The 12,019-nt window shown below is 44.5% G+C and carries 9 protein-coding genes; 1 reads left to right on the forward strand and 8 read right to left on the reverse strand.

Annotated elements, in window-relative coordinates; genetic code table 11:
- A partial coding sequence (locus A3757_RS20070) for a proprotein convertase P-domain-containing protein (RefSeq protein ID WP_231878331.1) occupies positions 1–413 on the forward strand: 413 nt, incomplete at its 5' end.
- Positions 414–2,765: 2,352 nt separating this feature from the next.
- Here the strand turns inward: A3757_RS20070 and A3757_RS20080 are convergent.
- From A3757_RS20080 to bioF, 8 genes are all read right to left on the reverse strand, one after another.
- Positions 2,766–4,550 carry an acyl-CoA dehydrogenase C-terminal domain-containing protein gene (locus tag A3757_RS20080; protein WP_068509790.1) on the reverse strand — a complete coding sequence of 595 codons (1,785 nt, stop codon included), beginning with the start codon at positions 4,548–4,550 and terminating at the stop codon, positions 2,766–2,768.
- 211 nt (positions 4,551–4,761) lie between these two features.
- On the reverse strand, positions 4,762–6,555 hold the full coding sequence (locus tag A3757_RS20085; protein ID WP_068509789.1) for an acyl-CoA dehydrogenase C-terminal domain-containing protein: 1,794 nt from the start codon (positions 6,553–6,555) through the stop codon (positions 4,762–4,764).
- A 402-nt stretch (positions 6,556–6,957) separates the two neighbouring features.
- Entirely contained in the window at positions 6,958–7,941 is a 984-nt protein-coding gene (locus A3757_RS20090) for a putative metalloprotease CJM1_0395 family protein (protein ID WP_068509787.1), read from the reverse strand.
- 61 nt (positions 7,942–8,002) lie between these two features.
- Positions 8,003–8,245 carry a flagellar basal body rod C-terminal domain-containing protein gene (locus A3757_RS20095; protein ID WP_068509785.1) on the reverse strand — a complete coding sequence of 81 codons (243 nt, stop codon included), beginning with the start codon at positions 8,243–8,245 and terminating at the stop codon, positions 8,003–8,005.
- A gap of 157 nt (positions 8,246–8,402) precedes the next feature.
- Positions 8,403–9,107, reverse strand: coding sequence for a dethiobiotin synthase (gene bioD / locus A3757_RS20100; RefSeq protein ID WP_068509783.1), 705 nt, complete (start codon positions 9,105–9,107; stop codon positions 8,403–8,405).
- A gap of 81 nt (positions 9,108–9,188) precedes the next feature.
- Complete coding sequence (bioC, locus tag A3757_RS20105) at positions 9,189–9,980, reverse strand: malonyl-ACP O-methyltransferase BioC (RefSeq protein ID WP_068511408.1); 792 nt, start codon at positions 9,978–9,980, stop codon at positions 9,189–9,191.
- Positions 9,977–10,744: an alpha/beta fold hydrolase gene (locus A3757_RS20110; protein ID WP_068511407.1), complete on the reverse strand. Its 768-nt coding sequence runs from the start codon at positions 10,742–10,744 to the stop codon at positions 9,977–9,979. Before A3757_RS20110 ends, bioC begins: the two co-directional genes overlap by 4 nt.
- Positions 10,737–11,948 carry an 8-amino-7-oxononanoate synthase gene (gene bioF / locus A3757_RS20115; protein WP_068740175.1) on the reverse strand — a complete coding sequence of 404 codons (1,212 nt, stop codon included), beginning with the start codon at positions 11,946–11,948 and terminating at the stop codon, positions 10,737–10,739. Before bioF ends, A3757_RS20110 begins: the two co-directional genes overlap by 8 nt.
- Between the last annotated feature and the right edge of the window lie 71 nt (positions 11,949–12,019).

The following is a 12,019-nucleotide window of genomic DNA, read 5'->3' on the forward strand; positions in this document are numbered from 1 at the left end:
CATCATCGAACTCAACCAGTATGACTATATCCGATGACCGTCAGTTAGCTGACCTTAATGTTATGATTGATATATCGCATGGCCGACCAGGAGACCTGATCCTAACGCTCACAAGCCCTGCAGGCACATCTGTTGTAATTATGGACCGACCTGGAACAACCGGCGGCTGGTTCGATTTCGGTTGCGCCAACGATGATGTCGACGCAACATTCGATGATCAGGGAAGCTCCGCTGTAGAGAACGTTTGTAACTCTTCCCCCGGTATCGGCGGCACAGTTATTCCTCACAACGCCTTAAGCGCATTTAACGGTGAGTCTACTCAAGGTGTCTGGACACTCAAAGTAGAGGATAAAGCAACGATCACCAACTCAGGAACGCTAAACACCTGGGCTCTTGAAACGATAATCCAATAGTTAGCACTGTACTAAGTTTATTGTGCAAAGGCACCAAGCGCTAAAATCGAGCTTGGTGCCAACCAATCAGATATCCCGGCTAAAGAATATAGATATGAACAAGTTGCTTAATGGAATCAATTTTAAACGCTCTCTACAGGTGAGCCTGCCGATAATGGCGCTCTCCTTGTTTGGCTGTGATGGAGGTAGTAACTCCGGTGGAGATAAAGCGGAGCCAACAACAACGCTCACATCACCTACCTACAGTAGAACAACGACTAACTCAGTGGTGACAATTAGCGGCTCCAGTTATGATGAGCATAGTGGTATCGAAAGCGTCACAGTAAATGGTGAACCAGTTACGAGTGATGATAATTACGCAAACTGGCGTGTAGATCTTCCAACCGAACCTGATATCGGTGAACTGAACATCAATACAATTGATGGTGCAGGCAATAAACGCGAAGATAAGTTTGACTTAAGGGTTACAAGAATCGATGAGATTTTTGAAGAACCAAGCCACCTGGCTATCACCTCTGATAATAAATTATTAATAAGCGATGCAAATAAGCTTAAGACTTACGCTACAGATATAAACTCACCAAGACTAACCTTGTATGCTGCAAATGACAGCGAAAGCCTAATCAAACCTCAAACAACTGTTTTTGACACAAACCAAGAGCGAGAACTTATTCTTGATGTAAGGGAAACGCAGCCAGTTTCACAAGCTATTCTCGCTCGCCAATACCCCAGCGGTAATTTAACCACTCTGGCCAACGGCCTAAACAATGTTATTGATATATCCATCGATAGCGACGGCGGCATCCTCTACCTGTTGATGGCGAATGAAAATTCAGAAAGTGGTGCAATCATTAAAGTGTTTGATATCGACGAGCAGTTAAGTCCTAATCGCTGGCCCATCCTCTCAGACAATGCTAATCCCGGCCTTGAATTACTAAAACCAACTGCAATCGTATTTCACAATGGTGTGCTCTACTGTTCTGACAATGGCAATAATACGGTTCTATCCATTGATATAGAAACAGGTACAAGCTCAATCATTTCTTCAAGTGAGCAAGGTAGCGCCTCGGGCTCTTTCTCATACATATCGGATATTGCTGCAGGGGTTGTTGAAGTCACTGATATAGACCAGGAGCTCACCACAAAGACCAAATTATGGCTAATTGATGAAGACTCAAAATCAATTATCGAGATTGATGTCGAGACTGGTGACCGAACGATACTGAGCCAAGCAAACGATGGTAAGGGTGAAGAGTTCAAAACGTTTAAACAGCTGGTCGTCGATCAGCAAAATGAACGATTACTTGTAAACGACACCGAGCTTAAGGTCGTATTCTCAGTTGCCTTTTCTTCAGGTCAGCGCGAACTTTTTGTTAGCAACCGCTACGGTAGTGGCCCAAACCTTGAAGCACCTACATCGATTCAGCACATTGGCAATAATATGGCTTTGATTACCGAAGGGCATCACAATGCGCTATTTGAAGTCGACTTACAGACAGGTAGCCGTAAAGTTATCTCTGCGTCGAACTCGAACCTCGAACTAGGCTCAGGCCCCGCTATATTGAACCCAGTCGACCTGGAGATTAACGCCTCTCAATCAAGTGTATGGGTTAGCATGCGCGAGCAAAAAAATATCTGGGAAATTGACCTAGCTAGTGGCGACAGAAACTTAATTACCCCCTCCCCTAGACTAGGCGCAACAGAGCTTAAGCTTCCATCAGGGCTAGCACTTAAGCCAGAGAGCAACCAATTACTTGTGAGTGACATTTACCTGGATAGAATTCAATCAGTAAATCTAAACAGCTACGAAACTGATATCGCGGCTAACAAACGCTTGTCTCGAAACTCAACATCAAAACTATCCAAGCCAAGCGACATCACTTACGACCAGCAAAACACATCAATCTACGCAGTCGATAGCGCCTTAAATGCCGTCATCCGTTGGAACGCCGAGTCAGAAAACGCTGAAATCGTATCTTCGATCGATGTTGGCTCGGGGCTTAACCTGCTCAACCCAATAGCAATCGATTTGAACCTTGCACAGAATACCGCCTACATCGCTGACCAGAAACTCAAGGCGATAATATCAGTTGATTTAAGCAGTGGTGACCGGGAAGTTTTATCTAACCGTGCGATCGGCTCTGGCCCTTTATTTAAAAACCTAACAGGCCTAAGCTTCAACCCAGACTCTAACTCACTTCTCGTTACCGATTCTGAAGAAAAAGCGATTTTCGCTGTNNATATTAATAATGGAAATAGAAATATAATTTCCAAGTAGCTTAGCTACTATAAAAATCAGGCATAAAAAAACCTGCAAAAAGCAGGTTTTTTTATGCCTGGAGTAAATCAGTCTTAGAACTGATCCGCAGCCAAAGCCATCATATCTTCACTACCAGAACGTACAAGCTCGGCTAGAGAAACAGTCTTAGGCAACAAACGGCTATAGAAGAATTTAGCTGTCTTGACCTTAGACGCATAAAATTCATCTGAGCCTACTTTTGGTGCTGCCGCTTTAACCATCTTCGCCCACATGTAAGCGTAAGCAGTTAAGCCAAACAATTCCAGGTATTCAACCGATGCAGCACCAATTGCGTTTGGATCATCCTTAACGCTATTGATAACATATTCTGTTACATCACTTAAACGCTCAAGCGCTGCAGACAGTGGCTTAACGAATTCAGCCAAGTCAGCATTATCAGCCTCTACCTGAATAAACGAAGCGACTTCTGAAGCAAATAGTTCGTAGAACTTACCGCCATTGGCGACAATCTTACGGCCCATCAAATCCAAAGATTGGATACCATTAGTACCTTCGTAGATTTGCGTAATACGCGTATCACGAACCAACTGCTCCTGGCCCCACTCACGAATGAAACCGTGACCACCAAATACTTGCTGGCCAGCAATACAACAATCTAAAGCACGATCAGTCAAATATGCTTTTGCAATAGGCGTCATCAATGCAACCATTGCTGATGCATGCTTCTTCTCATCAGCGTCATCTGAGTATTTCGCTGTATCCAAGAAAGTCGCAACATAGCTAGAGAAGGCACGACCACCCTCATTGTAAGCACGCATAGTCATCAACATACGGCGAATATCAGGATGCACGATTAGTGGGTCAGCAGCCTTTTCAGGTTGAGCCGGGCCTGTTGCCGCTCTACCCTGAATTCGATCCAATGCATACTCAACAGCATTCTGGTATGAACGCTCAGCAGCACCTAAGCCCTGAATACCAACACTCAAACGCTCGTAGTTCATCATTGTGAACATTGCGTTTAGACCTTGGTTAATCTCACCAACCAACCAGCCTTGAGCGCCGTCAAAGTTCATGACACAGGTTGCAGAAGCTTTGATACCCATTTTATGCTCGATAGAGCCAACCGTTACATTATTGTTCTCGCCAACAACGTTGTTCTCATCAACCTTGTTTCTTGGAACCAAGAACAGAGAAATACCTTTAGGGCCGGCAGGCGCATCAGGAAGCTTAGCGAGGACCAAATGAATAACGTTTTCAGAAAGATCTTGGTCACCACCTGTAATGAAGATCTTAGTACCTGTGATCGCGTAGCTACCGTCACCGTTGTCTTCAGCTTTAGTGCGGATCATACCTAGATCTGTGCCTGCATGCGGCTCAGTTAAGTCCATCGCACCAGCCCACTCGCCAGAATACATCTTAGGTAGATACTTCTGCTTAAGCTCTTCAGTGGCGTGTGCATCAATTGCCAAACTTGCACCAGAAGTTAGGCATACATATAAACCAAAAGAGATATCAGAAGAATAAAGCATCTCTTCATACTGAGCACCTACCATTTTAGGCATACCCATTCCTTCGTATTCAGGGTTACCCGTAAGACCTGACCAACCACCTTCAACAAAAGTCTTATAAGCTTCTTTATAACCCGCTGGAGTCGTTACAACACCGTCAGTCCACTTACAACCTTCTTCATCACCATTACGACTTAAAGGTGCAATTAGTGATGCAGTGATCTTACCCGCTTCTTCCAATACTGCGTCAGCAGTATCAATATCGATGGTGTCTTTTGTGCCCGCAAGCGAAGCCCAAAGCTGCTCTACACCAAACACTTCATTCATCACGAAACGAATATCTTTTAACGGAGCCTTATACTCAGCCATGTAACTACCCTCTATCCTCTGTTGATCCAACACGTAACAACCTTGTCTTACAAGGTATTTTTCAATAAAAACCCCGAGCTGCTTGTGGCTATTCGGGTGTGATTTACTTATGTCCGGGAAAACCTAACGCCGCACATTTAAATCATGCGGCGCATTTTAACGTAAAAAGCCCGCGAATGCGGGCTTTTTTTTGAATCAGATTAACTCAAGCTTAGAAAGCGAAGTTATCTTCTTCAACAGCCATCATAGACTCGGCACCCGCTTCAATCATTTGAGCGTGAGCTAAAGTACGTGGCAAGATACGATCAAAGTAGAACTGAGCAGTTTGCAGCTTAGTCTTGTAGAACGCTTCTTCTGTTGTACCTTCTGCTAGCTTCTGCTGAGCAACATCAACCATCTTCGCCCAGAAGTATGCTAAACATACATAGCCTGAGTACATTAGGTAATCAACTGACGCTGCACCAACTTCATCACGATTCTTCATGGCATTCATACCAATCTTCATCGTAATATCGCCCCACTCTTTGTTTAGCTTGGTTAGCGGCTCAATGAACTGCGCCAAACCTTCGTTATCTGCATTTTCTTTACAGAAAGTGTGAACCAACTTAGTGAAGTTCTTAAGTGCAGCACCTTGCGTCATTAGAACTTTACGGCCTAACAAGTCAAGTGCCTGGATACCAGTTGTACCTTCATAAATTAGTGCGATACGCGTATCACGAACGATCTGCTCCATACCCCACTCAGCGATGAAACCGTGACCACCGAATACCTGAACACCGTGGTTAGCAGCCTCGTAACCAGCTTCAGTACAGAAAGCTTTAAGAATAGGCGTTAAGAAGCCTAACATCTCGTCAGCTGCTTTCTTCTCTTCATCACTACCGTGCTCTACCAAATCAGCCTGTTGCGCTGCGTAGTAGATCATTGCACGAGAACCTTCAGCGATAGACTTCTGAGTTAGAAGCATACGGCGAACGTCTGGGTGAACAATGATTGGGTCAGCTTTACCTTCCGGGTTCTTCTTACCAGTCAAAGAACGCATAGCTAGACGCTCTTTAGCGTAAGTTAGCGCACCCTGGAAAGAACCTTCAGCAGCAGCAAGACCTTGAATAGAAGTACCGATACGTGCAACGTTCATGAATGTGAACATGCAGTTTAGACCCTTGTTTTCTGGGCCAATCAACCAACCTTTTGATGCATCAAAGTTCATCACACAAGTTGCGTTACCATGGATACCCATTTTGTGCTCGATAGAACCACAGGTAACGTTGTTTTTCTCGCCTGGATTACCGTCTGCATCTGGCAACAACTTAGGTACGATAAACAGAGAAATACCCTTAGTACCTTCTGGTGCGCCAGGAAGACGTGCTAGAACAATGTGAACGATGTTATCAACCATATCGTGCTCACCGGCAGAGATGAAGATCTTCGTACCCGTGATGTTGTAGCTACCATCAGCATTTGGCTCAGCCTTAGTAGTCAAAATACCTAGGTCAGAACCACACTGAGGCTCTGTTAAACACATGGTACCCGTCCACTCACCGCTGATCAGCTTAGTTAGATAAGTTTCCTGCTGCTCAGGCGTACCATGCTCTTGAATTGTCGCACGTGCACCGTGGCTTAGGCCTGGATACATACCCCAAGACCAGTTAGCAGTACCAATCATTTCACTCAAAGCGATGTTGATGGACTCAGGTAGACCTTGTCCACCGTGCTCAACAGGCGCGTTCATTGAAGGCCAGCCGCCTTCTACAAATTGGTTATATGCTTCTTTAAAACCTGTTGGCGTTTTAACACCATCTTCACTCCAAGTACAACCTTCCTGGTCACCTACTTGGTTAAGAGGAGCTAGTACTTCTTCACAAAACTTTGCACCTTCGCCGATGATCGCTTCGACCATGTCTGGAGAAGCATCATCTGCTCCTATGGTTGCGTAGTGCTGTTCACTGTTCAAAACTTCGTTCATGATGAACTTAATTTCTCGTAGGGGAGCTTTGTATTCTGGCATAGCTAAAAACCTCAAATATATTTATTTACGTTTTAACGCTTGTTAAAAACTAATAAAATTCGTTTATTAACGTCGACTCTTACAGTCAATCAGGTCACCCACCGTATTAAGCTATTCGTTCATAGCAGGTCGTTGAGTGGGTCACTTCAATTCGAGCATTTACTCGATTTTCAAGCATTGAATATCAAACGACTGTTTGAAACATACGTTTGCTTAAAGCCAATGTCAAGATTTCCTTACAAAAAATCCGATAATTCATATGAAAAAAAAGCGCATAGCGGACAGGAAAATACCGCCACCAAACCACGACATATCGGCAAAATTAGTTGTAAAACAGAAGATTAGCAGCTTTTTTAAAAACTGCACTGAAATAGAAAAGGGAATTTGTAATTTTTTATTGTTTTAGATTAGGTCGTCAATATCAGAAACAGTTTTTTGATCAAGTGAAGCAATTCTTTCGAATTCCTGAACACTTAAAACCTGAGCACTGCGTTCATCTTTTCGAGCGTCGGTCTGCTCTTTCTCTTTCTCAAGGCGATCTTTATTCTCTTGAGCTTGTAGCTGTGTTTGCTCTAACTCTTGAGCTTGTAGCTGTGTTTGCTCTAACTCTTGAGCTCTCTTTTCAACCAATTCAGCTTGAGCCTGAGCTATTACCCTTTGAGCCTGAGCTGCCACAGCACGATCCTGACCAGAAGGCTCGGCAGGAGCATTCGCTGCAGCTTTGACCGTATTCATTTTTGAAATTGTAGCTTGAGGGTCATTGGGAATAGGCGATATATCGATTGAAACCTCCCCTCCCACAGCATAACGATTTCCATCAGGGCCAGACTGATAAGTAAATGATGCGGCACCAGCATATTGACCGCCCACCGCTTTATGGGCCTGCTCATGTGCTCTCACTTCCTGATCTCTTGCTCTAAGCTCCGCTATCTGTTCCTCAATAATCGCTTCTTGTTGCTCTTCTATACGGCGTTCACCGGCACTTTCTGTTGAACTTCGCTCAACACTCTGCTGGTCGCCATTCTGAGTTCGCACCTCATCTTCAAGGTCGGAGTCATCACTCCCAACTGTACGACCATCTTCATCAGCAATTAGCTTGCTCGCGACCTCATCGTTCTCAAAAGGCGCTGCTCGTTGATCATCGTCGACATAAAGTTGTTCTTGGTTATTCTTAGCCAATGAAATTCGGCTGTATAACTGGGGAAGGGCTGCATTGGCAGCAGCTTGGGAATTCTCACTTACTGACAGGCCAACTTTAACCGCTGGCGTGGTACTGACCGAAGCCAAGTCTTTTGAACTGGAGTTATTTGAGTTTTGCTCAGACGTCACCGTCTTCTGCTCAGCATGAACTGGCGAAGATAGATTTGTTTGCGGCGATATATTCATAACAAAACCTCTCTATTGAGGTAACTTCCAGCTATTAAATAAAACTTAAGGCCCTCACGTATTAAGCCAAGGTATCAAGCAAGGTTCCTAAAACTTCGTCAGCTGTTTTGACTACTTGCGCCGATGCTTCAACTGACCTTTCATATAATTTTAAATCAACTATTGGTTCAATTACACTAGAACTGGAGCCTTCGCTATTACTTACAGTACTCGCATTCACAATCTCTGTTGCAGCTTTCTGCATACCCTCTTGACCTTGCTGTAAGCCTTGAATACCGGTCTGTAAAACAGTATTTACATTCATGACAAGCACCTATACGAAGTAAAGAATTCAGCAAATATTGTGACTATTTTCTGCGAACACTCTAATACTAATTACTCGAGCAATTCAGACACTGCTCTCCTTATGTATGTTATTTAAGCAAATATCTGTATGTTTTTCAACCAGCCTGATCAAAGCCTTACAAATCTAGACAGTCCAGATTCACATATTTACAAAGCTCCTCAGGCTTACCGCTCTCGCTAAAAGGTAAGTGAGCAATAAGCGGTGCACCTAAAGCCGAGCTTAAAGTCGCTATATTTTCAGCTTCATAGCTCATTGTTTCTCTCGACAAACTATTCGCAACCCAACCAGCTATCTCCAAGCCATCTCTTCTGATTGCCTCTGCACTTAGCATCGCATGATTCAAACACCCCAAACGCAAACCAACAACTAGAATAACTTTATAGTTCAACTGTCGTGCCAAGTCAGCCATCGTTTCTCTTGGGCTAATCGGTACCCGCCACCCCCCTGCTCCTTCGATAAGTGCGAAATCCGGTTTCTTCATCAGCGCTCCACGACAGATACCCGTAATACGCGATGCACTTGGCGTTCGCTTTTCAAGCGCAGCAGCAATATGTGGCGAAGCTGCTTCTTTGAGTAATACTGGGTTAACTTGACTGTACGGTAGATCGACCGACATATGTGACATCAAGGCGACAGCATCTTCATTTCGCATGCTTACTTTATCATTAGCATCTTTATACTCATCAGCACCTGCAGCGATTGGCTTTAGAGCCATCGAACTCAAGCCTTTCGAGTTTGCAGCAGCCAACAGAGCACAGCTGGAAAAAGTCTTTCCAACTTCTGTATCGGTACCCGCGACAAAATATACATTCGCCATCATCTATTACCTTATATTTCTTTAATATTGAGTCAGTCTATTGGCTACAGTTTTCTAGGCTAAGTTACTAGACCTACGCTAAAACTACGTTTTAACCAATACCCCCCACAAAACCTGATATGTTGCGGGCAAATAACCGCCTTCTACACGCTTCGCCTCATAAGCTGAAACAAAGTCTCTTAGCTTGGCCTTGCCTGTCATTCCCGTTGGTCGATGAGCCGTAATGTTATGCGCTCCCAACATTTTTAGCTCACGAGTTAACTCCCGCACTGAAGAGTATCGAAGAACTTTAGCCTCTTGACTAAAGGTGCGAACATCAAACGCTATATTATCCAAGGCCCGCTTATGCTCCTGAAAGCTACCAAACTCATTAACATGCTGAAGTTCATCAACTTCGTGCCACGCTTCTTTTAATTCAAACAAGGAACCGTCAATCAGGGTAGAAAATGCAAACATGCCACCCGGTTTTAATATTCGCTGTACTTCTGCAAACATCTTTGGGAGGTCGGCACACCATTGAATCGCTAAACTGGAAAAAACCAAGTCATGGCTACTGGACGCTATTGGTAAATTTTCGGCGTCGCCAGCAAGCCAAAACTGACCATCAGCCGCATGCTGAGAACGCGCATAAGTGAGCATATCTACCGACAAATCAACGCCCATATACTCTGCGGAAGAAAATCTCTCCTTTAACTTATCAGACGAATACCCGGTACCACAGCCCAAGTCAATCATTCGACGGCAATCGTTTAAGGAAATCTTACTCAAGAGCCTATCAGCAGTCCAACGTTGAAAATGCGCTACTGAGTCATAACTGGCAGCAGCTCGACCAAAAGACCGGGCTATCTGGGATTTTTCTATCGAGTCAATCGTCATAGAGTTTCCAAAAACGAGAACAAGTGCTTTTTAATATCCATAGCATGCCTGGCACAGGGTAAATGCCCCATGTCATTAACTACCTTTACGCGACATTCGTTAGCTACCGGACTCTCAGCAACTTGATTCTCGATATAGATTGCCAAGTCTTGAGCGATTAGACTGTCATGACTACCTAGAAGCCAATACATTGGAGTTGATATATTTTCCAGGCACTGTCTTAAGTCCAAGCTTTTCAGTAAACCTAAACCAAACTCTAAACTAGATTTTGGCGGCAGCGACTCCACTGTATAAACTAAATGCAGGAACTTTTTGTCCAAGTGTCGGTACTGACTTCCCGATAACAGTAAAAAGGAAAAACGACGAACCAGCTGCGACCACTCTTCAGCCTCAACCAAGCCCTGCAACGAATCAAAGTCTTCAGTTGTGACGCCATAGGGCCAACCATCCTGATTAACGAAACATGGGGTCGATTGAAGAAGAGCCACGCCTTCAACAAATCCCTTACGTAACTTTTCAGAACTATAGTTAGACAAATAGTTAAGAGCCAGCTGACCACCAAGAGACCAAGCTGCAACAAGCGTTCCTGGCTGAACACAGTCGTCAATAGCTCGACTACATTCATCCAAGGATGTCAGACCAGCAAGACTCAAGACATCAATAGAATATCCGTCAAAACCTTCTGCAAAAAAGTCTTCCCACATCGAGGTCGGCGCTGACCAGCCATTCACTAACACAATATGTTGCACAGTTTGCTTAGACATCTGGTGTCACAATACCTAAATCTATCGCCATACTGAGGGCATCGAGCAGTTGCTCAACGTGGGCTAGATCATGATCAGCACTAAAGGTCACACGTAAGCGCGAGGTATTAGCAGGAACAGTAGGAGGACGAATAGCGGTTACCAGTATGCCCTGACTAAGCAGGAAGTTTGACAGTGCGATAGCATCATCACTACTGCCGATAATCAAAGGCTGAATAGGACTATTTGATTCAACAAGACAATAACCTAGCGCTTGTGCCTCAAGCCTAAAGTAAGTGATCAAAGAGGATAAATGTGCTCGCTTCTGATCGGCTTTTTTAATCAGATCAAGACTAGCTCGTGTTGCAGCCGCAATCGCCGGTGGCATAGCTGTTGTATAAATATAAGGGCGTGCCGCTTGAGTCAGGTAATCGATTAGAAGCTCTGAACCAGCAACAAAAGCACCTGATGTACCAAAGGCTTTGCCAAAGGTACCCATCAACACAGGAACGTCTTTCTGAGCAAGTCCAAATACATTACATGAGCCTTTTCCCTGTTCACCAATAACACCCAAGCCATGCGCGTCATCAACCATTAATAAGGCACCTTGCGCAGTGCAGGTTGCTGCAATATCTTTCAGGGGTGCGATATCTCCATCCATGCTGAATATGCCGTCACTAACGACTAAGGCCTTGCTTTGTTTCACACCTACCGGCTGACTACGTGTCGAGAGCTTATCTAAATGAGAACTAAGGCTGGAAACGTCATTGTGTAAGTAGCGTTGAAAGCGAGCTCCACTCAATAAGCCACCATCTATAAGCGAGGCGTGGTTAAGCTTATCCTGCAGCACAATGTCGCCCTTTCCTACCAGGGTAGATACCACTGCCAAGTTGGCCATATAGCCACTAGAAAAAACCAGCGCTTTATCACGCCCGGTAAACTCTGCAAGTTCGCACTCTAAGGCTTCATGTTCTTGATGATGCCCAACGACAAGATGCGAGGCGCCACTGCCCACACCACTCCTGTCGATACAGGATTTGGCTGCTTTCTTCAGCGCAGTATTCGCTAAACCTAGATAGTCATTACTACAAAAGGAAAGAAGCTTACGACCATCAACAAGCGGTTCAATCTGCTGAGGCGAACTTAGCAAGCGATGAGAACGCAATAAACTCTTAGCTTTTAGAGCGTCAATCTCTTGCTGCCAAAGGTCTTCAAAAATAGACATAAACTAAACCAATTACTGCTTATACAGCTAACAAAACCTATCTACTCAGAAGAAAGGATCAGTGGCCTAAT

Source organism: Oleiphilus sp. HI0117 (genome assembly GCF_001635235.1).